Genomic DNA, 23,175 nt, shown 5'->3' on the forward strand with positions numbered 1-23,175 from the left:
CGGTTACTCCGCCTGCAGCTCGGCGAGCTGCTGTACCTTCAGGTCACCGGGCAATCCACCCCAGGCCTGACGCAGGTAGTTGACCATGTCCGTCACCTGCTGGTCATCCAGCTTGCCGGCGAAGCCAGGCATCGGCTGCATGCGCTCGAAGCCGGTGAACTGTTGTTCGCGGATGCCTTCGAGGATGACCTTGACCAGGTTGCGCGAGTCGGCCTGGCGCAGCACGGTATTGCCCTGCATGGCCACGGCGACGTGTGGCTTGCCCTCGCCGTCGACCCCATGGCAGCCGGCGCAAACGTTCAGGTACTGTTGGTGGCCGCGCTGGGCACTGTCGCTCATCTGCGCCAGGGCAACCGGCTGGATGACCTTGGCCGCGGGCGGCTGGTCGCCCAGCAGGTAGGTGGCCATGGCCGCCAGGTCGGCGTCCTCCAGGTGCTGGGTGCTGTGGTGCACCACCGGAAACATCTCGTTGAACATGCTGCCCTGGGCGCTGATACCGTGCTTGAGGAAGGTGGTCAAGTCTGGCTGGGTCCAGCCCCGCTCAGCCAGGTCCTGCGCCAGCAGGCTGGGCGCCAGGTAACCCGCCAGCAGGCCGCCGCTCAGGCGCTGGTCCTGCTGCAGTGCACCGATCGCATTGCGTGGGGTATGGCACTCGCCACAGTGGCCCATGACTTCGACCAGGTACTGGCCACGCTGCCAGGCCGGGCTTTTGCCCTCGGCTGGCTGCAGCTGCACGCTCTTGCCATACAACAGGTTCCAGCCGCTCAGGCCCATGCGCACGTTGAACGGGAAGCGCAGCGCCGTCTGCGGGGCCGGGCGGTTGATCGGCGGTACGGTTTTCAGGTAGGCAAGAATCGCGTCCGAGTCTTCGCGCTTGATCAGGTGGTACGAGGTGTAAGGCATCGCGGGATAAAGGTTGGCACCATCCTTGCGCTTGCCCTGCGTGACTGCTGCGAAGAACTCGTCGGCGCTGTAGTTGCCGATGCCGTACTGCTTGTCCGGGGTGATATTGCTGCCGTAGATGGTGCCGAACGGCGAATGGATCGGCAGGCCGCCGGCATACGGTGCGCCACCTTCGGCGGTGTGGCAGGCCATGCAGTCGGCGGCGCGGGCCAGGTATTCACCGCGCTTGACCTGCGCTTCATCGGCAGCCAGGGCCGCCGAACTGACGGCAACACCCAACGCCAGCGCCAATGCGCTACGTACGAAGCCCATGTTCAACCCTCCTTGACCAGGCCGAGGTCGTTGAGCACCTGGCGGGTGGCGTCGTAGTAACGCACGTAGCCTGTGCACCGGCAGATGTGGTGCCCGAGGCTGGCCTCGATGCGGTCTTGCACTTCGCTCTTGTTCAGCGGCTGGCGCTGGGCGGTTTCCACCAGCACGGTAGCGGCGTTGACGAAGCCTGGTGCGCAGTAACTGCACTGGAAGGCGAACAGGTCGACGAACTTCTGCTGGATCGGGTTCAGCGTCAGGTTGCCGGCCTCGTCCTTGCTGGCATGGCCTTCGATGGTGCGCACTTTCTTGCCTGCAAAGTAGTGGGCACCGGTGATGCAGGTGCGCACTTCTTCGCAGGTGCCGTCCGGGTTGTCCACGATCACCACGCAGGCGTGGCAGATGCCCTGGCCGCAGCCCAGGCGCGAACCGGTGAGGTTCTGGTGTTCGTGCAGGTAGTCGAGCATCGCCAGGTCGTCGGGGACCTCGACCGGGCCGACCGGTTGACCGTTGAGGGTCAGTTGCAGTGGGCGGTTAGCCATTGAGGGCCTCCTTGATACGGGCTGGGGTAATGGGCAGATCGCGCACGCGCTTGCCAATGGCATGCGCGACGGCATTGCCGATGGCACCGACGACCGGGATCATCACCACTTCGGCAATGCCCTTGGACGGGTCGGTGGGTGACAGCGGCGGCAGAATTTCGCTGGTCTGCTGCCACACCGCCACATCGCGCGCATGCGGCAGGCGGTAGCGGTTGAAGTTCCAGTCGCCCTCCCCGGGCCCGCCCTCGTACATTGGCATTTCTTCGGTCAGGGCGTGCCCGATACCCATGGCGATGCCACCTTCGAGCTGGCCTTTGACCAGCTCCGGCACCAGCGCCCGGCCGCACTCGACCCAGCTGTGGTGGTTGAGCACTTGCACTTCGTGGGTGCCCTTGTTGACCTTGACTTCGACAATGGTCGCCACCGGGCTGTAGTAGGTGACCATGGCGTTGTTCAGCTGGGTATCGGGGTACGCCGCGTTCTGCCGGTCGAGCAGGTGATAACCGTGGCTGCTCATCTGCGCTTTCTTGGCGTTGACCGCGCCGTCGCCGTATTTCACGGCCACGGCGTCGAGCGGGAAGCGCTCGCGCACACCGTCGATGACGAAGTCGGCTTCGGCCCAGCTCCAGCGGTTGAAGCCGTGGACGCTCACACCGGTGACCAGGCCCATGTCATGGGCCTTTTGCGCCAGTTGGGCGAACGGGATCGGAGCCAGGCCGTTGCCGGTCAGCTCACCGTTGACCCACACAGCGTTCTCGCGGCGCACCACCAGCGGGTTGGCCTGCCCGCCGTAAGGCCCCTGGCGCCAGATGGCCATGGCCGCCGGCCACAGGCCGTGGTTGAACAGCACCCGTGCAGCTTCGCGGGTAGCGTGGCTGAAATAGAACGCCGAGTTGGTCGCCGACGATGGCGACGCCAGCTTGCCCACCCAGCGCGGGTTACGCAGGGCAGCGTCCTGTTCGGGCTGGCTGATCAGGTACGGGTTGCCGCTGGTGGTCAGCTGCAGCTCTGGCCACTCGGTAACGGCAGTGCGCACCTCATCGGCCGAACGACCAAGGAAGTCGCTGACCACCAGGGCCTGCGAAGTGGACATGCCAGTGCCCAGTTCGGTACCGATGTGGCGCAGGCTGATGCGCCCGTCGCGGCTGAACTCGACGCTGGCCATCGGCGCTTCCGCGCCAGTCCCGAAGTCTTTCTGGCAGATGGCGAAACCCACGCCGTACCAGTGATCCTGGTCCTTGGCATCCATCTGCTGCTTGCGTGCGTCACGGTTGCGCCACCCGTCGTGCACGGCGGCCTTGTCGAGAATTTCATACAGGCGCAGGGCGCCGGCCGGCACCGCGCCCTGGGTGTTCTTCATGCCCGACTTCAGCGCATTGGCACGGCGCAGGTCGATGGCATCCACGCCCAGGCGGCCGGCGATTTCATCGACCATCATTTCAGTCGCCGCCATGCTCTGCAGGGTGCCATAGCCGCGCATGGAGCCCGCCTCCACGCCACGCGAGTAATAGGCAGTCACCGACAGGTCGTTCTGCGGCATGTAATAGATCGACTGCGCTGCGGTCGCACCCACTGCGGCCACCGACGGGCTGTAGTTGATGCGCCCGCCACCGTCGCAGCTCATGTCGGCGCGGAAAATCTTGAAGCTGTTGTCTTTCTTGTCCACCGCCAGTTGGTAGCGGATATCGAAGGCATGGCGCTTGATGCCGCTCTGGAACTGCTCGTAGCGGTCATTGGCCAGGCGGACCGGTACCCCGTCGCCGTACAACGCAGCCACGGCAGCGTAGAAAACGAAGATGTTGTTGTCCTTGGAGCCGTAGCCCACGGTGTAGCCGGGGTGCATGTTCAGGGTGTTCAGGGCAAACCGCGACGGCTTGATCATGTGCACGCATTCCTGCGCCACTTCGAACGGGCACTGGGTGGCAACCACGAAGTGCAGCGTGCCGCTGGCCCGGTCGTACCAGCCGTTGCCGTTGTCCGGCTCCAGCGCGGCAGGTTCGATGGACGGCGTCTTGTAGCGCTCGTCGAACACCAGCCAGTCCTCGGGCGGGTTGTCCAGCTGTTCGGCCATACGGTTGGCGTAGAACAGCCCCTGCTCGGTCAGGTCACCCTGCTGGTTGGGCTGTTTCGACCACACCGGCTTGCGGTTGAGGATGGTGGGGAACAGCATGGAATTCTTCAGGCTGGAGAACTCATCGTCGTCGAACGGCGTGGCGCCGCCCACCCGCACGAAGCGGAAGCTGCCATACGGGTCACGCTGGTACAGCGGCGCCTGGGCGCCGTAGCGGATCGCCTGGTCGTTGAACTGCAGCTTGCGCTTGGCCTGGCGGAAACGCTCGAAATCGTGCCAGATCAGGATTGCCACGGGGTGGCCGATGAACATCGGTACTTGGCCGGGCGGCAGCAGTGGGTCGGGCGAGTGCGCTTCGGGCCAGGCGATGCCGTCCTGTTCCAGGTCGGCGGCGGTGACGACACGGTCTGGTTGCAGGTCTGCCCCCAGCAGGCTCAGGTCATGCCCGGCATAAATGCGGTCAGCCTTGGTGGCTTTGAGCAGCAAGGCATGGCCCTGTTGCACCGGCCAGCCCGGCATGTCCTTGGCACGGATGTCGCGGGCGAACACCTTGTCGCCGCAGACCTTGGACAACGCATCGTTACGGAAACGCGCCTTGCCGTCGTGGTTCATCCACTTCTGCGGCGAAGCGGTGACGCGTTCCTCCATCAGCGCGGCGAACGCCTGGCTGCCAAGTGGCGCCATGGTCACACCGACACCAGCGACCAGGCCGCCTTGCAGGAAGGCGCGCCTGGAAATATCACGGTTGGACATGCTTGATCCTCTGGGCAGTCGAGGGTCTGCCCTTTCTTCTGATTCTGGGCCTGGCTTGCAGAAAGCTGACCTGGGCGTCAACTTTACAGCAATTTAGCGAGGGCAGGCAAAGTCAAGCCGACAATATGTCGCGGTGTGTCGGGTTTTGAGCGGGGGATCCGTGCTTGGGCTGATAGGTGTTCGCCTTTGGAGATTCGGCGCCTGGGAGATCGAGCGCCGCCCGCGCGGCGCATCGCGAGCTGCGCTCGCTCCTACGCTTGTTTCGGGCCATTTATGCCTGTGGGATTTGCGCGCGAACGCATTGGCGCATGCCTCAATACCGTGCCGTACAAACAAGGCGGTCGCGCGCGCCTGTCACAGGCGTAACTGGCCTGAAACAAGCGTAGGAGCGAGCGCAGCTCGCGATGCGCCGCGCGGGCGGCGCTCGATCTCGCAGGCGCTGAAAATCCCCCGTCAAGCACCGAAAACCCTCACACCCCCTTCAAAACCGCCGTTAACCTTCATTTAATCAACCCCAGCCAGCATGGCCCCATTCCCCGTTCTGCCAAGGCGAAGACATGCGCGTTCTCCTGCTCTTCCTGACACTGCTACTGGCTGGCCCCCTGCAAGCCAACCCGTTCGACGTCAAACCCGATTTCCTGCCGGTCGAGCAGGCCTTCGTACTGACCCACGACCGCCAGGCCGACGGCCAGATGCGCCTGTACTTCCAGATCAAGCCGGGCTACTACCTGTATCAGAAGCGCCTCAAATTCGATGGCCTGCCGAGCGATCAACAGCCGCAATTGCCGCCGGCACTCAACCACCACGACGAGTTCTTCGGCGACAGCGCGGTGTACCGTGACCAGCTCGAGCTGCTGCTGCCGGCCAACGCCCAGGGCCAGTTGCGCCTGGGCTGGCAGGGCTGCGCCGACGCCGGCCTGTGCTACCCACCACAGACCACCAGCATCGACCTGGGCGGCAGCGTAGCGCCGGCCGCCGAACAAGCCAGCGACCAGGCCCTGGCCAGCGGCCTGCAACAGGGGCACCTGGCCTGGAGCCTGCTGGCCTTCTTCGGCCTGGGCCTGTTGCTGGCCTTTACCCCCTGCTCGCTGCCGATGCTGCCGATTCTCGCCGGGCTGGTGTTGGGCAACGGTGCCAGCGCCCGCCGCGGTTGGCTGCTGGCCGGGGTCTACGTACTGAGCATGGCCCTGGTCTACGCCGCCCTGGGCGTGGTCGCCGCGCTGCTGGGCGCCAGCCTGCAAGCCTGGCTGCAACAACCCTGGCTGCTGGGCAGCCTGGCGGGGCTGTTCATCATCCTCGCCCTGCCGATGTTCGGCGCCTTCGAACTGCAGTTGCCCGCCGCCCTGCGTGATCGTCTCGACCGGGCCGGGCGAGGCACCCGCGGCGGCAACCTGTATGGTGCGGCCTTGCTGGGCGCGTTGTCCGGGTTGCTGCTGGGCCCCTGCATGACCGCGCCTCTGGCCGGGGCGCTGCTGTACATCGCGCAAAGCGGCGATGTGCTGCAAGGCGCGCTGGTGCTGTTTGCCCTTGGCCTGGGCATGGGCGTGCCGCTGCTGTTGCTGGTCACCCTGGGCAACCGCTACCTGCCACGCCCAGGCGCCTGGATGGACCGGGTAAAGGCGGTATTCGGCTTCGTGTTCCTGGCCATGGCGCTGTACACCGTGCGCAGCCTGCTGCCGGCCAGCCTGCTGCTGGCCCTTGCCGGTGCCTGGCTGGTCGCCCTGGCCTGGGCAGCCTGGCCGGCCCTGCAGCGGCTGCCGGCACTGCGCGCAGTGCCGCTGCTGGGGGCGCTGTGGGGGGGCTTGCTGTTGGTCGGCGCGGCAGCCGGCGGCGACGACCTCTGGCAACCCCTGCGCCCATTCGCCGGGGGGGCAGCCGCGCCAGCCACTGCTGCGCACGCCGAGGATAGCTTCGTCACCCTCAGCCGCCCAGAAGACCTGCAACGCGAACTCGATGCCGCCAAGTCTCGCGGGCAATGGGTCATGCTCGACTACTACGCCGACTGGTGCGTGTCGTGCAAAGTGATGGAAAAACAAGTGTTCAGCCGCAGCGACGTGCAGGCCGGGCTGGCCGGCGTGCACCTGCTGCGGCTGGACGTGACCGCCGACAGCCCCGCCAGCAAAGCGCTGCTACAACGCTACCAGGTACCCGGCCCGCCCAGCATTATCTGGATCGGCCCAGAAGGCGAAGAGCGCCGCGCGCGGCGCATCACCGGTGAAGTGGACGCCGCCGCGTTCCAGCAACACTGGGCCCAGACCAGGAGCCAAGGCTGATGCTCACCGTGACCCTGGGGCCGCTGACCATGGCCCTGAACCACCTGCTCATGCTCACCGCGCTGGTGATCGCCAGCGTGGTCGGCTGGTGGGTCGCACGGCGCGGCGGTGAAAGCCCGGAGTCGGCGCTGTTCAACCTGTTTCTGCTTGGCTTGCTCAGCGCGCGTGCGGGGTTCGTGCTGGCGTACTGGCCGATGTACCGGGACGATCCGCTGCAAATCATCGACATCCGTGATGGCGGCTTTCTGTTCTGGTCGGGCCTGGCGGGTATCGTGGGCGGTGCCCTGTGGCAGGGCTGGCGCCACCCAGGCCTGCGCCGCCCGCTCGGCTGGGCGCTGTTCAGCGGCGCGCTGTTCTGGGGCCTGGCCAGCTTTGGCGGGCACTTGTACAGCAAGGGCACCGAACTCCCCGAACTGAACCTGCGCAATGCCGGCGGCCAGCCCGTTGCGCTGCACAGCTACCGCGGTACACCGCTGGTGATCAACCTCTGGGCCACCTGGTGCCCACCCTGCCGGCGCGAAATGCCGGTGTTGCAGCAGGCGCAGAGCGAATACCCGAACGTGACCTTCCTGTTCGTCAACCAGGGCGAAACCCCGGAAAACGTCAGCACCTTCCTCGCCACCACCGGCCTGAGCCTGACCCACGTGCTGTTCGACGGCACCGGCCTGCTGGCCCAACGCGTCGGTTCGATGGCCCTGCCCACCACGCTGTTCTATGACGCCCAGGGGCGGCTGGTCGGTAGCCACCTGGGCGAGTTGTCCCGGGCCAGCCTGCGCCATGCCCTGGAACCTTTCGAGCGGGCCGCTGCGCCCGCCCCTGCCGCACAAGGAAACTGAAATGCGATTGACTGCACTGTTGCCCCTGTCCCTGGCCCTGCTGGCCGCCCCCGCCTTGCAGGCCGAAGAGCTGCCCAAGGCGGTTCAGCAACTGCAAGCCAAGGGTGCCGTGATCAAAGGCAGCTTCGACGCCCCCAACGGCCTGCGCGGTTACGCCGCCGAGTACCAGAACAACGCCCTGGCCCTGTACCTGACGCCCGACGGCAAGCACGTACTGGTCGGCAACCTGTTCGATGAACAGGGCAAGGACCTGAGCGCAGAGCCGCTGGAAAAGCTGGTGTATGCGCCGATGAGCAAGGAAATCTGGGCGAAGATGGAGAAAACCGCCTGGATCGCCGATGGCAGGGACGATGCACCGCGCAAGGTGTACCTGTTCAGCGACCCCAACTGCCCGTACTGCAACATGTTCTGGGAGCAGGCACGGCCTTGGGTCGAGTCGGGCAAGGTGCAGTTGCGCCACATCATGGTCGGCATCATCCGCGAAGACAGCCCAGGCAAGTCGGCCGCCCTGCTGGCGGCACAAGACCCGGCCAAGGCTTTGCACGCGCATGAGAAGGCCGGCAAGGCCAGCACCCTGACAGCGCTGAAGCAGGTGCCGCCGGCGGTTCAGCAAAAGTTGGCGGCAAACATGGCGTTGATGGAAGAGATGGGGTTGCAGGCTACCCCAGCGATTTTCTACCAGGATGACCAGGGTCAGCTGCAGAGCCAGCAAGGCGCACCACGGCCGGAGATGCTTGGGAAGATTCTTGGCAAGCGCTGAGATATTGGTTGCCAGTACTGGCCCGTTCGCGGGTGAACCCGCTCCTACAGGTACTGCATAAGCCTTGAGAGCGGCGCTATATCTGTGGGAGCGGGCGTGCCCGCGAAACAGGCGACGCGATAGATGCCACTGACTTTGCCGGTGTTCGCGGCGGTTCGACGCCTCGACAAGCTCGCTTCCACAGGCCGCGTCGCTGGTATCGTCTCACCACACCGAAGAAATCGTAACGAACTGCCACCGGTTCTACATGCTTGCACACCAGCGCATCGAGCCGTTCGGGAATGGTGAAGCGTTTCTGACCCGCTACAGCGCAAAGTCCTATGATGAAGCTTTCATCAACGCTGCGATGTAAATGCAGTCATCTTGTTTGCATGGCCTACCCCCGCCGCCAGACATTGGCGGCAGGGGCATAGCCTGCGGTTTACAACCCCTCCAGCTCCGCCATCAGGTCACTTAGCCGATCGACCTTGTCGTCATCCAGCGCACTGCCCTGCAGCCCCTGCACATACTCGGCCAGCTCCGCCACGGTACTGCACTCGAACATCGCCCTCAGCGGCACGTTCAACTGCAACTGCTTCTGCACCCGCGAGGCTATCTGCGTGGCCAGCAACGAGTGCCCGCCCAACTCGAAGAAGTTGTCGTGCACCCCGACCCGCTCAGCCTTGAGCACCTCGGCCCAGATACCCGCCAGTACGTCTTCCAGCTCATTGCGCGGTGCCTGGTAGGCCTGGCTGTGCTGGCCGCCGATGTCGATGGCTGGCAGGGCCTTGCGGTCCAGCTTGCCGTTGGCATTGTGCGGCAGGCTGTCGAACCAGCCCCAGTGCAACGGCACCATGTACTCCGGCAACTCGGCGCGCAGGCGTTGCTTGATCCGCTCCAGCAATTCAGCGTCCCCGGCAATGCCCTGGTGCGCAACCAGGTAACCGACCAAGTGCTTGCCATTGGCACCCTCCTGCACCCCCACGGCAGCATCGCGGATTTGTGCCTGTTCGTGCAGGCGCGCCTCGATCTCGCCCAACTCGATGCGATAACCGCGAATCTTCACCTGGTGGTCGATGCGCCCAACGTACTCCAGCACACCGTCCGGGCGCTGCCGCGCCAGGTCGCCAGTACGGTACAGGCGCTCGCCCGGTGCACCGTACGGGTGCGGGATGAAGGCCAGCGCCGTGCGCACCGGGTCGCCAACGTAGCCACGGCCAACACCGGTGCCAGCCACGCACAGTTCACCCACCGCGCCCAGCGGCACCAGGGCCTGATCGTCCCCGCACAGGTACAGGCGGTTGTTGTCGGTCGGCGTGCCGATCGGCAAATAGGCGCCTTGAGTCGAGGCGGCATCGACCCGGAAGAACGCCACGTCATCCGAGCACTCCGCCGGGCCATAGGCGTTCACCAGCCCCACCTGCGGGTAGCGCTGCAGCCACTGCGCGGCCAGCTCCGGTGGCATGGCCTCGCCGGTTGGCAGCATCCAGCGCAGGCTATCGAGCGCCTGATGGTCGTTGGCCAGCATGCCTTGGATCAGCGATGGCACGCTTTCCAGCACGGTGATGCCACTGGCCTGCACATGCGCCAGCAGGCCCTGCGGATCATGGGCGATGGCGTTCGGCACGATCTGCACGGTAGCCCCGAACAACGGCGCAGCCAGGAACTGCCACACGGAAATGTCGAAACTCTGCGACGCCGTCTGGGCTATCACATCCTGCTCGCTGAGGCCCAGGTAAGGCACCTTGCTCAGCTGGTTGTTGAGCATGCCGCGCTGCTCGACCATCACGCCTTTGGGCAGGCCGGTGGAACCTGAGGTGTAGATCACGTAGGCCAGGTTGTCCGGCCCGCTGTGAATCCCAGGGTTGTGGCTGGCGACCTGGCTGGCCTGGATTTCCTCCCACACCAGCAGTTGCGGGCGCGCCTGCGTGGGCAGCGCACTCAACAGTTGCCGCCCTTGCTCGGCACAAGCGGCGCTGCACACCAGCACCGGCGTGCGGCTGAGCTCGATGATGCTTTGCAGGCGCGCCGCTGGCAGGCCAGGGTCCAGCGGCAGGTAGCCGGCGCCGGCCTTGAAGCTGCCAACGATCATGCCCAGCAGCGGCAGGCCGCGCTCGGCCAGCAGCGCCACCGGCTGGTCGACCTTCACGCCGGCCAGGATCAGTGCGTGGCCCAGGCGGTTGGCGGCCAGGTTCAGACCGGCATAGTCGTAGGCGGCTTCCAGGCAGCGGGCAACGACACGCTGCGGGTGCGCGGCCACTTGCGCTTCGAACTGGGCAACGTAGCTTTGCTCCAGCGGATAAGCCCGTTCGGTGCTGTTGCAGTCTTCCAGCAGGAAGCGCTGTTCTTCGGCGCCCAGCAACGGCAGTTCGCTCACCTCCCCGGCAAAGCCCTCTACCAGCGCCAGCAACAGCCGCTTGAACTCGGCCAGCAGGCGCTCGACGGTCGGGTAGTCGAAGTAGCGCTGGTCGAACGACAGGTGCAGGCCCAGGTCATCGCCGGGGTAGCACACCGCCGTGAGCGGGAAGTTGGTGTGGGTACGGCCCGAGTCGGAGCTGGCGTTCAGGTGCTGCGCATGGTCGAGCACCGCGGTTTCCACCGGGGCGTTCTCGAACACGAACAAGCTGTCGAACAGCGGCTGGCCCTTGGGCAGTTGGCTGCACTCCTGAATCGCCACCATGGGCAGGTACTCGTACTCGCGCAACTCCATGTTGCTTTGCAGCAGGCTGTGCAACCACTGGCGCACGCTGCAACGCGCCCCGGCCAGCGGCAGGCGCACGCGCAACGCGACGCTGTTGATGAACAGGCCCACGGTGCGCTGCATCTGCGGCATGCTGACCGGGCGGCCGGCCACGGTCACGCCAAAGGCCACGTCACGCTCGCCACTGTAACGCGCCAGCAGCAGGGCCCAGGCCGCCTGGGCAAAGGTGTTGACGGTCAGCTGGTGCGCCTGCGCCAGTTCGCGCAGGCGCACGCCCTCGCTCACCTGCAAGCGGGTATGGCAGTCGCCCACGACCATGCCGCTGCCGGCATGGTCGTGGCGCAATGGGCGGTCACTGGGCAGCGCCGTGGCGCGCTCGAACCCGGCCAGGTTGGCCTGCCACCAGACCCGCGCATCGTCCAGCCCCTGGCGTTGCAGCCAGCCAATGTAGTCGCGGTAACGCGGCGGCACCGGCAACTGCGCCTGGCGGCCCTCGCCAAGTGCCTGGTAAACCTCGAAGAAGTCGTTCATCAACAGCGAGCGGCACCAGGCATCGATCAGGATGTGGTGGTTGCTCATCATGAACCAGTAGCGCTCGTCTGCCACGCGCACCAGGCGCAGGTGGAACGGTGCCTCGCTGAGCAAGGCAAAGCCCGCCTCGCGCTCCTGCTTGTGCAAGGCTTGCAGGCGTTGCTCCTGCGCAGCCTCGGCAAGCCCGCGCCAGTCCTGATAGTCGACGGCCAGGTCACCCGGCTTGTGAATGATCTGCAACATCGCCTCACCGCTGTTCCAGCTGAACGAGGCGCGCAGTGCTTCGTGGCGCGCCACCACGACCTGCCAGGCCTGGGCGAAGCGATCGGGGTCCAGCGCACTGTTGATGCGGTAGCGGTCCTGCATGTAGTACAGGCCGGTGCCCGGCTCCAGCAGGGTATGCAGCAGCATGCCCTCCTGCATCGGGCTCAGCGGGTACACGTCCTCGATCTGCGCTGCCGGCACCGGCAGGGCGTCGATCTGCGCTTGCGTCAGGTGCGCCAGCGGGAAATCCGAAGGGGTGAAACTACCATTGCCTTCGGCCAGGCAATGCTCCACCAATGCCAGCAGCTCCAGGCGGTAGGCTTCGGCCAGCGCGGCAATGGTCTGCCTGTCGTAGCGTTCGGCGCTGAAGGTCCAGCGCAGCTGCAGGGCGCCGCCATACACCTGGCCATCGACACTCAGCCAGTTGGGCAGCGGCGCGTCGGGGTCGTGGGCCAGGCCGGCCGGGGCATCCAGCGGCTGGAACAGCGCCGCGCTGTCGAACTGCTGGTCGAACTGGCCCAGGTAATTGAAGGTAATGCGTGCCTGCGGCAACGCCGCCATCTGCTCGCGCCCGGCGTCGTCCGCCAGGTAGCGCAGCACGCCGTAACCCAGGCCTTTGTGCGGTACCTGGCGCAGCTGCTCCTTGATGCGTTTGATCGAGCCTGCCCGCGCAGCCTCATCCTCACCGGGCACCGGGCGCAGGCTCAACGGGTAGGCATTGGTGAACCAGCCCACGCTGCGGGTCAGGTCCATATCCTCGAACAGCCCATCGCGGCCATGGCCTTCCAACTGCACCAGCACGCTGTCGTCACCACTCCAGCGGCACATGGCCCGCGCCAGCGCGGTCAGCAGCAGGTCGTTGACCTGCGTGTGGTAGGCAGCCGGGGCCTGTTGCAGCAACTGCCGGGTCTGCTCGGCGTTCAAGCCGGTCGCCAGGGTTAGCGCGTGGCGGTGCAGGTTACCGCCCTGCGGGTGATCGCATGGCAGCTCACGGCGGGCACCCCCCAGTTGGCTTTGCCACCAGCCCAGCTCGTCACGCAACGAATCGCTGCCGGCATAGCTGGCCAGGCGCGCGGCCCAGTCGCCCATGGCATGGGTCTTGGCGGGCAGTGGCTGGCCACGGTACAGCGCCTGCAAGTCTTCCAGCAGCACACGCCAGGACACACCATCGACCAGCAGGTGGTGAATCGCCAGCAGCAGGCGCTGGTGGCCCTGGCCGTCCGTCACCAGCAGGCCGCGCAGCAGCGGGCCCTGCTGCAAGTCGAGGCTGCGCTGCACATCGCTGTACAGCGCCTGGCAATCGGCAAAATCGGCGACGGTGGCAGCCCACAACAGCTGATCCTCAGCCGGCTGGGTGTAGGCAGCCTGCCAACGGCCCGCGGCGGCACTGAAACGCAGGCGCAGGCTGTCGTGGTGCTGCACCAGCGCGGCCAGCGCCTGCTCCAGCATGGCTTTATCCAGCGGCTGGCGCAGCGCCAGCAGCAGCGCCTGGTTCCAATGCTGTGGCTGCGGCACCTCGCTGTCGAAGAACCAGTGCTGGATCGGCGTCAGGCCAACCTGGCCCTCGCGCAGCCCCTGGTCGATGCTGCTGTGCGCTTCGCTCTGCCTTGCCACAGCGGCCAGCGCCTGGATGGTCTGGTGCTGGAACAGGTCGCGTGGCGTGAACTGCAGCCCGGCCTGCCGCGCCCGGCTGACCACCTGGATCGACAGGATCGAATCGCCGCCCAGTTCGAAGAAGTTGTCCTGCACCCCCACCTGGGCGACGTTGAGCACCTCGCCCCAGATCTGCGCCAGCCGAGCTTGCACGTCATCGCCAGGGGCCTGGTAGTGCTGGCGGGCGTGCTCAAGGTCCGGTAGCGGCAGGGCGCGGCGGTCGAGCTTGCCGTTGCCCATCAGCGGCAGGCTGTCGAGCAGCACCAGGTGCGCAGGCACCATGTAGTCTGGCAAGTGCTGGCGGGCCTCGGCCTTCACGGCTTCGCGCAGGCGGTGCTGCACCTCGTTGTCGGCTGCGGCCTGCTGGCACACCAGGTAGCCCACCAGCTGCTTGCCGCCTGGCAGGTCGAGGGCCAGTACCACTGCCTCGTCGACATCGGCGTGTGCCTGCAGACGGCTTTCGATCTCGCCCAGTTCGATGCGGAAACCGCGAATTTTCACTTGCTGGTCGGCGCGGCCAACATACTCGACCAGGCCATCGGCGCCCAGGCGTACCAGGTCACCGGTGCGGTACAGGCGCCCACCTGCGCTGCCGAACGGGTCGGCAACGAAGCGCTCGGCGCTCAGGCCCGGGCGATCGTGGTAGCCCTGGGCCAGGCCGGCGCCGCCGACATACAGCTCACCGATACCGCCTTGCGGCAACAGCGCCAGGTCTTCGTCGAGGATGTAGGCCGTGCGGCTGCCGATGACCTGGCCGATCGGTACACTGCCCAGCGCTGCGGGCAGCACCTCTGGCGCCAGGCAGGCCAGCGGCATGACCACGGTCTCGGTCGGCCCATAGGCATTGAAGAACTGCTGGGGCGCGAATGCCTGGCGAATACGCTGCAGGTGCTCACCGGTCAGCGCCTCGCCACCGGTGATCACTAGGCGAACCGGCAGTTGCTCGCCCTGGCCGCCCAGGTATTGCGCCAGTTGGCTCCCGTAGCTTGGGGTAAAGCCAAGGATGCTCACCTGCTGCTCGCGCACCAGTTGGCAGATGTCCTCCGCGCCCCACTGCCCCTGGGCACGCAACACCACCCGCGCACCGCACAACATTGGCACCCACAGGCGCTCGCTGGCGGCGTCGAAGTTGATCGAATAGAAATGCAGCTCGCAATCGTCGCTGCGCATGCCGAACGCGGCGCTCACGGCCTGGCAGTGCATGGCGAATTCGCCATGGCTGACGACCACGCCCTTGGGTTTGCCGGTGGAGCCGGAGGTGTAGATCAGATAAGCCTGGTGCTGCGGCAGGCTGAGGTTGTCCAGCGGCGCAGCGCTGTAGGCCGCCAGGCTGGCTGCGTCGTCTTCCAGGCTCCAGCGCGCCACGCCTTCGGGCAATTCGCCCAGGCTTTGCAGCAGCTCGCGCTGGCTCAGCAGCAGGCCGATACGGCTGTCCTCGATCATGTAGCGCAGGCGGTCGAGCGGGTATTCAGGGTCCAGTGGCACATAGGCGCCGCCAGCCTTGAGGATGGCCAGCAGGCCAACCACCATTTCCAGCGAACGCTGCAGCGCCAGGCCCACCCGCACCTGCGGCCCGACACCCCGTTCGCGCAGGGCCCGGGCCAGGCGGTTGGCGCGCTGCTCGAGCTCGGCATAGCTCAGGTGCTGGCCGGCGAAGGTTAGCGCCCCGGCCTGCGGCGTGCGTGCGGCCTGGGCCGCGAACAACCCGTGCAAGGTCTGCCCGAGGCCCAAGTGCGGGTCGCCCTGCAACTGGCCCAGCAGTTGCTGCTGCTCGCTGCTGCTCAGCATCGGCAGCTCGCACAGGCGCTGTTGCGGGTTGTCGAGCAGCCCGACCAGCAGCTGTTGCCAGTGTTCGGCCATGCGCGCGATACGCGGCTCATCGAACAGGTCACGGCTGTAGGTCAGGCAGCAGCCCAGGCGGCCATCCAGGTCGGTCACTTCCAGGTACAGGTCGAACTTGGTGGCGCTGGCGTCGTTGACCAGGTAGTCCACCTGCATGCCGGCCAGGCTGCGGCTTTGCTGGAAGGCCCAGCGCTGCACGTTGCACATCACCTGGAACAACGGGTTGTAGGCACTGCTGCGTGGCGGTTGCAGGGCCTCGACCAGTTGATCGAACGGCAGGTCCTGGTGCGACTGGCCTTCGATGGCGGCCTGGCGCACCTGCTCCAGCAAGGCGCTGGCGCTCATCTGCCCATCCAGTTCGCAGCGCAGCACCTGGGTATTGAGGAAGGCGCCGATCAGCCCTTCGCTTTCCGGGCGGATGCGGTTGGCCACCGGCGCACCTATGCGCAGGTCGCGCTGGCCACTGTAGCGGTGGAGCAAGGCAGCCAGGGTGGCTGTCATGGTCATGAACAGGGTCAGGCCACGCTGGCTGTTGAAGGCATGCACGCGCTCGACCAGGGCCGGGTCGAGCTCGAAGCGGTACAGCCCGCCCCGGTGGCTTTGCACCGCCGGGCGCGGGCGGTCGGCGGGTAACGCCAGCACCGGGTGCTCGGTGCCCAGGCGCGTTTGCCAATAGGCCAGTTGGCGAGCGCCCTCGCCGCTTTCCAGCCATTGCCGTTGCCACACGCTGTAGTCCAGGTACTGCACCGGCAGTGGCGCCAATGGCGACTCGCGGTCGTCGACAAAGGCCTCGTACAGTTCACCCAGCTCGCGGGCGAAGATGTCCATGGCCCAGCCTTCGGTCACGATATGGTGCAGGGTCAGCACGAAGAAGTGCTCGCGCTCTGCGGCCTTGACCAGGCAGGCGCGCAGCAGCGGGCCGCGTTCAAGGTCGAACGGCTGGTGCGCCTGGTCATCGGCCAGCTGTTGCAGGCGTTGCTCACGGGCAGCGCCGGGCAAGGCGCTGAAGTCCTGCCAGTGCAGGTGCAGGCCGCTGTCTTCGGCCACGCACTGGTAGGGCACCCCGTCGATGCTGGGGAACGTTGTACGCAGGGCTTCGTGACGCACGATCAGCGCATGCAGCGCCCGCTCGAACGCCTCGACGTGCAAGGTGCCGCGCAAGCGCGCCATGCCGCCCACGTTATAGGCCGGGCTGTCGGGCTGCATTTGCCAGAGGAACCACATGCGCTGTTGCGAATAAGACAGCGGCACCGCCTGGCGGCGGTCTACGCGGGCGATCTGCCCTTGCAGGTTGCGCTGGCCATTGCCCTGGATGCGGGCAACCTCGGCACAGAATGCGCCCAGCTCGCTGGCCTCGAACAGGGCCTTGAGCGGCAGCTCCACGTCGCACGCCTGGCGCGTGCGGGAAACGATCTGTGTGGCCAGCAGCGAGTGGCCGCCCAGGGCGAAGAAATCATCGCGCAGGCCCACACGGGGCAGGTTCAGGACATCGCGCCAGATGCCAGCGACCTGCTGTTGCAGTGCTGTTTGCGGCTCGACGTGCTCACGCTGCTGCCACACCGGCGCCGGCAGCGCCTTGCGGTCGACCTTGCCGCTGGGGCCCAGGGGCATGTGCGCAAGGGCAATCAGCTGCGCCGGCACCATGTACGCCGGCAGGTGCTCGGCCAGTACCGTCAACAAGGCTTCGGCCTGGGCGCTGCCGCTGTAGTAGCCAACCAGTTGCGCGCCGACCGCATCGTTGTGGACCAGCACCAGCGCCTGCTCGACACCCGCTTGCGCCAACAGGCAGGCCTGGACTTCTTCAGGTTCAACGCGCAACCCCCGTACTTTCACCTGCTGATCCAGACGCCCGAGGTATTCCAGCGCTTGCAGCTGAACCTGCCAACGGGCGCGGTCACCACTGCGGTACAGGCGCTGGCCATTGCCATCGGCCTGGGGTACGAAACGCTCGGCGGTAAGCCCTGGGCGCCCCAGGTACCCACGGGCCAAGCCCGCACCGCCGAGGTACAACTCACCCGGCACGCCGGGTGCGGTGAGTTCGAGTTCGTCATCCATTACCCGGCACAGCACGTTGGCCAGCGGTCGGCCGATGGGCGAACGCTCGCCGTCCGTGGCCTGGCAATGCCAGTGGGTGACGTTGATGGCGGTTTCGGTCGGGCCGTAGCGGTTGTGCAGCTGCACGTGCGGCAGCAGTTGCAGCACCCGGTCGCGCAGCGCCGCCGACAAGGCCTCGCCCCCGGAAAACACCCGGCGCAGGCTGGTGCAGCCCGCGGCCTGTGGTTCCTGGACAAACACCTGCAGCAGTGGCGGCACAAAATGCAGGGTGGTCACGCCATGCGCCTGGACCAGGGCCGCAATGCGCTGCGGGTCGCGGTGCTCGCCAGGGCCGGCGAGCACCAGCTTGCAGCCGGTGATCAACGGCCAGAAGCACTCCCACACCGACACGTCGAAACTGATCGGCGCTTTCTGCAGCAGCACATCCTCGTCGCCCAACCCATAGGTGGCCTGCATCCAGTGCAAGCGCTCGGCCAGCGCCGCGTGAGTATTGCCCACGCCTTTGGGCTGGCCGGTGGAGCCCGATGTGTAGATGACGTAGGCCAGGTTGTCACCTTGCAGGTGCAAGCCGGGCGCCTGGCTGGGCCAGCTGTCCAGGTGCAGCTGGTCGAGGGCGATGGTGCTGACGCCATCGACCTGTGGCAGCTTGCCCACCAGGCTGCTGTGGCTGAGCAACAGGCCAGCATCACAATCGGCCAGCATGTACGCCAGGCGCTCGGCGGGGTAATCCACGTCGAGCGGCACGTAGGCACCGCCGGCCTTGAGAATGGCCAGCAAGCCGACCAGCAGTTGCGGCGAGCGCTCGAGGGCGATGGCGACGCACGTGTCAGGACCGACACCTTTGTCGCGCAGGTAGTGGGCCAGGCGGTTGGCCTGCTGGTGCAGTTCGGCGTAGTCCAGGCTGCCACCCGCCCATACCAGGGCGGTACGTTGCGGGGTCAGGCGGGCCTGCTCGTTGAGTTGCTCGACCAGCAGTTGCCGCGGCGCGGCGGCTTCGGCCTGGCCCCAGCCCAACAACTGGCGCCGGCCCGCCTCGTCGAGCAGTTGCACCTCGGCCAGGGCCAGGTCGGGCGCGGCGCACACTTGCTCCAGCAGTGCCAGCAACTGCCCGGCCAGGCGCTGGATGGTGCTGGCCTCGAACAGTTCGTCGGCATAGTCGAACACCAGGCTCAACCGGCCCAGGTGGTCCTCTTCACTGTGCAGCTGCAGGTCGAACTTGGCTTCGCGGCTGTGCCACGGCAACTCTTCGGCCAGCAGGCCTGGCAGGCGGCGCAGTGCCGACAGGTCGCGTTGCTGGTGGTTGAACATGACCTGGAACAGGCCCTGCTCGCGGGCTTGCGGCAAGGCCTCGAGCAACTGCTCGAACGGCAGGTCCTGGTGGGCCTGGGCCTGGAGCGTGGCCTGGCGCACCTGCGCCAGCAGTTGGCTGAACGGCATGCGGCCATCGAGTTGCGCGCGCAGCACCTGGGTGTTGATGAAGAAGCCGACCATGCCTTGGGTTTCCAGGCGCGGGCGGTTGGCATTCGGCACGCCGACGCGGATCTCGGCCTGGCCGCTGTAGCGCTGTAACAGTGCCTGCCAGCCGGCCAGCAGGACCATGAACAGGCTGGCCTGCTGCGCCTGCGCCAGGCCCTTGAGGGCTTGGCTGAGCGTGGCGGGGACCTTCACGCTGAAACGCGCAGCACTGAATGTGCGCTGGTTGGCCCGGGGTTGGTCGGTGCACAGGTCAAGCACGGGCAGTTCATCACCGAGCTGGGCCTTCCAGTACTGCAGTTGGCGTTCGGCTTCGCCGTCGGCCAGCCACTGCCGCTGCCAGTTGCCGTAGTCCGCGTAGCCCAGGGGCAGCGGCGCCAACGCTGCCTCCAGGCCCTGGCAGTGAGCGGCATACAATTTGGCGAATTCATCGAGCAGGATGTTCAGCGACCAGCCGTCGGCCACGATGTGATGCAGGGTCACCCACAGCTGATGGTCTTCATCGTCGAGCCGGGCCAGGGTCACACGCAGCAACGGACCTTGCGTCAGGTCGAACGGCTGGCAGGCCTCGGCTTCACGCTGGGCGGCGACTTGCTCGGGGGTCTGGCCTGCGAGGTCCAGGCGGGCCAGGCTGAACGGCTGCTGCGGCAGAATACGCTGCAGCGCCTGGCCGTTTTCTTCAGCGAACACGGTACGCAGCGACTCGTGGCGCGCCACCAGTGCCTGGAATGTGGCCTGCAGGGCGCTAGCGTCCAGTTCGCCACGCAGGTGCAGGCCGGCGGGAATGTTGTAGGCCGCCGATTGGGGTTGCAGTTGCCACAACAGCCACAGGCGGTTCTGCGCCAGCGACTGGGGCAGCGCCTGGGCGCGTGCCAGGGGCGCGATAGCTGCGGGCTGGGCAGCGCCTGCACCGATGAGCGCAGCCACCGCGTTGCTGTAGTCAGCCAGCACCGGCGCCTCGAACAAGGTGCGCAGGCCCAGGTCGATGCCCAGTTCGTCGGCCAGCCGCGCCGTGGCCTGGGTAGCGGCGATGGAGTTGCCGCCCAACAACAGGAAATGGTCATCTGCCGCTACTGCCTGCACCTTGAGGGTGTCGCGCCACACCGCCGCGATGCGCGCCTGCAAGGCATCGCCTGATGCCTGGGCAGCAGCAGCGGCGCCCGGCTCAGGGAATTGGGCATAGCAGTCCAGGCTGCCCTCGGCCATGCGCACGCGGCAGGCCGAACGCTGCAGCTTGCCGCTGGAGGTTTTCGGCAACGCGCCCGGGTTGAGCAGCAGCAGCACCGCCGGCGCCTGGCGGCAGGCATCGGCGATGACCTGGCGCAGGGTGTTGATCAGCGCCTGGGGTTGGGTGGCCTTTTGCACGCTGCGGCTGATCTCCACCGCCACGCCGATGCCCTCCTCGCCCTGATGCTCGACGGCGAACACCGCCACCCGGCCTTTGCGCAGTGCCTGCACTTCACGCTCGAGGGTTTTTTCCAGGTCTTGCGGGTACAGGTTCTGCCCACGCACGATCAGCATGTCTTTCAGGCGCCCGGTAACGAACACCTCGCCTTCACGCATGAAACCCAGGTCGCCGGTTCGCAGCCAGGTCTGCCCGTCCATTTCGACGAAGGTGCGCGCGCTGGCTTCTGGGTTACGCCAGTAGCCCGAGGCGATACTCGGCCCGCCTGCCCAGATTTCCCCCACCTGGTTGTCGCCCAGCCGTTGCAGCTGTTGCGGCTCGACAATGCGTACCGCGTGCCCCGGCTGCGGGAAGCCGCAACTCATCAGCACGCTGCCGGTACCGGGCTCGGCGCGGTTGGCGGCCAAGGCGTCGGCATCCAGCGCAAGCGCGGGGATACCCTGGCCACGGCGGCTGCCGCTGACGAACAAGGTTGCTTCGGCCAGGCCGTAGCTGGCGAAGAAGCTCTGGGGGTCGAAGCCGCAGGCCTTGAAGGTGTCGGCGAAGCTCGCCAGGCTGTCCTGGCGGATCGGCTCGGAGCCCGAATAGGCCACGCGCCAGCGGCTCAGGTCGAGCCCGGCCAGCGAGGCCTCGCTGACGCGCTCGCTGCACAGGCGGTAGGCAAAGTCGGGGCCGCCGCTGATGGTGCCGCCGTAGTCGCTGATGGCCTGCAACCAGCGCACTGGCCGGGCGAGGAAATAGCCGGGCGACATCAGTACGCAAGGCACTCCGCTGAAGATCGGCTGCAACAGGCCGCCGATCAGGCCCATGTCGTGGTACAGCGGCAACCAGCTGACGATCACGTCGTCGGGGTTGAGGTCGATGCCAAAGCCGCTGCGGATGAGTTGTTCGTTGGCCACCAGGTTGCCATGGCTGACCTGCACGCCTTTGGGCAGTGCGGTGGAGCCGGAGGTGTACTGCAAGAAGGCGATGTCCTGGCTGCTGAGGGCAGGTTCCTGCCAGGTGTCGGCCAGGGCGGGGTCCAGGCCATCCACTGCCAGCAACGCGGGCGCCGCCTCGGCAGCAAGTGCTTCCAGGCCCTGCAGGCTGTCGTGCAGCGCCGCCACGGTCAGCAGCAGGCGCGGCTCGGCGTCGGCGATGATCGACAGCAGGCGTTGCTGGTGGTGCTGGCGGGCAGACTCTGGCGGGTAGGCCGGCACTGCGATCACGCCGGCGTACAGGCAGCCGAAGAACGCCGCTACGTAATCCGGCCCACTGGGAAACAGCAACACCGCGCGGTCACCGAAGCTGGCGCGTGCCTGCAGGGCGGCGGCGATGGTGCGCGCGCGCTGGTCGAGCTCCCGATAACTGAGCACAGCCTGCTCGTGCGGGGCGTCGGCGAGAAAGCGCAGGGCAATCCTGTCCGGGGTCTGCGCGGCGCGTTGCGCCAGGGCCTGGACCAGCGAGAGCGGGAGTTCGTAGGCGTCCGTCATGGGGTGTTCCTGCCAGTATCTGTTGGGGCGTGCCGACTGCGCCGCGGACATGGGCGGGCAGCGGTTGGCGGCCGGGGATGTACACAGGGGAACGGATGGGCGGCGGGAGAAATTAGCGGAGCTGGCGGGGTCGGCGGATTGACGGGCATGCCATGGCGGGGTGTCGCCTGGGAGACCGAGCGCCGCCCGCGCGGCGCATCGCGAGCTGCGCTCGCTCCTACGCTTGTTTCGGGCCAGTTATTCCTGTGGGATTTGCGCGCGAACGCCTTGGTGCATGCCTCAATATCGCGCCGTACAAACAAAGCGGTCGCGCGCGCCTGTCACAGGCGTTACTGGCCCGAAACAAACGTAGGAGCGAGCGCAGCTCGCGATGCGCCGCGCGGGCGGCGCTAGGTCTCCCAGGCGACACCCCCGTCATGGCCTGCACTTTGTCGCCGCAACACTTTCTCCAGGCAGGCACCACGCCCCCTGACAGACCTCGCAAGAATCGAAAACTCCTGATACCAATTACATTTCGCATTTGACAATCATTATCATTATGAATAGCTTGTCGCACGTCGTAGGAAGCTTCCCTGCCCCGGGTGCCTCCTCCCCCTTTGTGACAAGGTGATTTCCATGGCGGAACAACTATCCACAAGTAAGTGCGATTCACCATTACTGCAGGCCTTCGTAGACAACCGCAGCATCCTGGTCAAGATCGCAGCGCGCATTACCGGCTGCCGCTCGCGTGCCGAAGATGTGGTGCAGGACGCCTTCTTCCGGCTCAGCGCCGCCCCGCAGATAACCTCGTCGTTCAAGGCGCAGCTGAGCTACCTGTTCCAGATCGTGCGCAACCTGGCGATCGACCATTACCGCAAGCAGGCGATGGAGCTGAGATACTCCGGCAGCGAAGAGGAAGGCCTGAATGTGGTCATCCAGAACGCCTCGCCCGAAGCCACCCACATCAACCTGGCCGCGCTGGACGATATTGCCGAAGCGCTGAACCAGTTGCCCCAGCGCACCCGCTATGCGTTCGAGATGTACCGCCTGCATGGCGTACCGCAGAAGGACATCGCCAAGGAACTGGGCGTGTCGCCGACCTTGGTCAACTTCATGATCCGCGATGCCCTGGTGCATTGCCGCAAGACCGCCAACCGGCAGGGCTGACCCTAGCTGCAAGCTGCAAGCTGCAAGCTGCAAGCTGCAAGCTGCAAGCTGCAAGCTGCAAGCTTCAAGCTTCAAGCTTCGTAAGCGTCCGGCGAACTCACCTTGCGTAAGTCAGGCCGGCACCCACTGATGCGGCAGCAACTGTCCGATCTCACTGGCCCGTTGGGTCGGCAGCCGCGTCAGTACATCCTTGAGATAGGCATACGG

The 23,175-nt window shown here is 66.3% G+C and carries 9 protein-coding genes; 4 read left to right on the top strand and 5 right to left on the bottom strand.

Annotated elements, in window-relative coordinates:
- Positions 1-3: 3 nt before the first annotated feature.
- Genes DMX12_RS25810 through DMX12_RS25820 form a run of 3 tightly spaced genes read right to left on the bottom strand, consistent with a single transcriptional unit; the run spans position 4 to position 4,578 of the window.
- Positions 4-1,215, bottom strand: a complete 1,212-nt coding sequence (locus tag DMX12_RS25810) for a cytochrome c (RefSeq protein ID WP_047150167.1) — start codon at positions 1,213-1,215, stop codon at positions 4-6.
- A gap of 2 nt (positions 1,216-1,217) precedes the next feature.
- Complete coding sequence (locus DMX12_RS25815; protein ID WP_029887985.1) at positions 1,218-1,754, bottom strand: (2Fe-2S)-binding protein; 537 nt, start codon at positions 1,752-1,754, stop codon at positions 1,218-1,220.
- A complete protein-coding gene (locus DMX12_RS25820; RefSeq protein ID WP_110679833.1) occupies positions 1,747-4,578 on the bottom strand; it encodes a xanthine dehydrogenase family protein molybdopterin-binding subunit in 2,832 nt (943 codons plus the stop codon). The genes DMX12_RS25815 and DMX12_RS25820 overlap by 8 nt, the downstream gene beginning before the upstream one ends.
- A 557-nt stretch (positions 4,579-5,135) precedes the next feature.
- Here DMX12_RS25820 and dsbD point away from each other — a divergent pair.
- Genes dsbD through dsbG form a run of 3 tightly spaced genes read left to right on the top strand, consistent with a single transcriptional unit; the run spans position 5,136 to position 8,447 of the window.
- Positions 5,136-6,851: a protein-disulfide reductase DsbD gene (dsbD, locus tag DMX12_RS25825; RefSeq protein ID WP_110679834.1), complete on the top strand. Its 1,716-nt coding sequence runs from the start codon at positions 5,136-5,138 to the stop codon at positions 6,849-6,851.
- Complete coding sequence (locus DMX12_RS25830; RefSeq protein WP_009684802.1) at positions 6,851-7,687, top strand: TlpA disulfide reductase family protein; 837 nt, start codon at positions 6,851-6,853, stop codon at positions 7,685-7,687. The genes dsbD and DMX12_RS25830 overlap by 1 nt, the downstream gene beginning before the upstream one ends.
- A 1-nt stretch (position 7,688) precedes the next feature.
- Positions 7,689-8,447: a thiol:disulfide interchange protein DsbG gene (dsbG, locus tag DMX12_RS25835; RefSeq protein WP_009684803.1), complete on the top strand. Its 759-nt coding sequence runs from the start codon at positions 7,689-7,691 to the stop codon at positions 8,445-8,447.
- 421 nt (positions 8,448-8,868) lie between these two features.
- Here the strand turns inward: dsbG and DMX12_RS25845 are convergent, their stop codons facing one another.
- On the bottom strand, positions 8,869-21,822 hold the full coding sequence (locus DMX12_RS25845) for a non-ribosomal peptide synthetase (protein WP_110679835.1): 12,954 nt from the start codon (positions 21,820-21,822) through the stop codon (positions 8,869-8,871).
- Positions 21,823-22,437: 615 nt separating this feature from the next.
- Between DMX12_RS25845 and DMX12_RS25850 the strand changes: the two genes are divergently transcribed.
- Positions 22,438-22,968, top strand: a complete 531-nt coding sequence (locus DMX12_RS25850) for an RNA polymerase factor sigma-70 (RefSeq protein ID WP_009684812.1) — start codon at positions 22,438-22,440, stop codon at positions 22,966-22,968.
- Between the two features lie 111 nt (positions 22,969-23,079).
- Here DMX12_RS25850 and DMX12_RS25855 read toward each other — a convergent pair.
- Positions 23,080-23,175 (bottom strand): transposase domain-containing protein (locus DMX12_RS25855; protein WP_143485438.1); only part of this gene is annotated, 96 nt, incomplete at its 5' end.

Source organism: Pseudomonas sp. MB-090624 (genome assembly GCF_003205245.1).
Lineage (GTDB): Bacteria > Pseudomonadota > Gammaproteobacteria > Pseudomonadales > Pseudomonadaceae > Aquipseudomonas > Aquipseudomonas juntendi.

Coding starts and splice junctions, on each gene's coding strand:
- DMX12_RS25810 (WP_047150167.1), bottom strand. CDS start 1,215: ATGGGCTTCGTACGTAGCGCATTGGCGCTGGCGTTGGGTGTTGCCGTC.
- DMX12_RS25815 (WP_029887985.1), bottom strand. CDS start 1,754: ATGGCTAACCGCCCACTGCAACTGACCCTCAACGGTCAACCGGTCGGC.
- DMX12_RS25820 (WP_110679833.1), bottom strand. CDS start 4,578: ATGTCCAACCGTGATATTTCCAGGCGCGCCTTCCTGCAAGGCGGCCTG.
- dsbD (WP_110679834.1), top strand. CDS start 5,136: ATGCGCGTTCTCCTGCTCTTCCTGACACTGCTACTGGCTGGCCCCCTG.
- DMX12_RS25830 (WP_009684802.1), top strand. CDS start 6,851: ATGCTCACCGTGACCCTGGGGCCGCTGACCATGGCCCTGAACCACCTG.
- dsbG (WP_009684803.1), top strand. CDS start 7,689: ATGCGATTGACTGCACTGTTGCCCCTGTCCCTGGCCCTGCTGGCCGCC.
- DMX12_RS25845 (WP_110679835.1), bottom strand. CDS start 21,822: ATGACGGACGCCTACGAACTCCCGCTCTCGCTGGTCCAGGCCCTGGCG.
- DMX12_RS25850 (WP_009684812.1), top strand. CDS start 22,438: ATGGCGGAACAACTATCCACAAGTAAGTGCGATTCACCATTACTGCAG.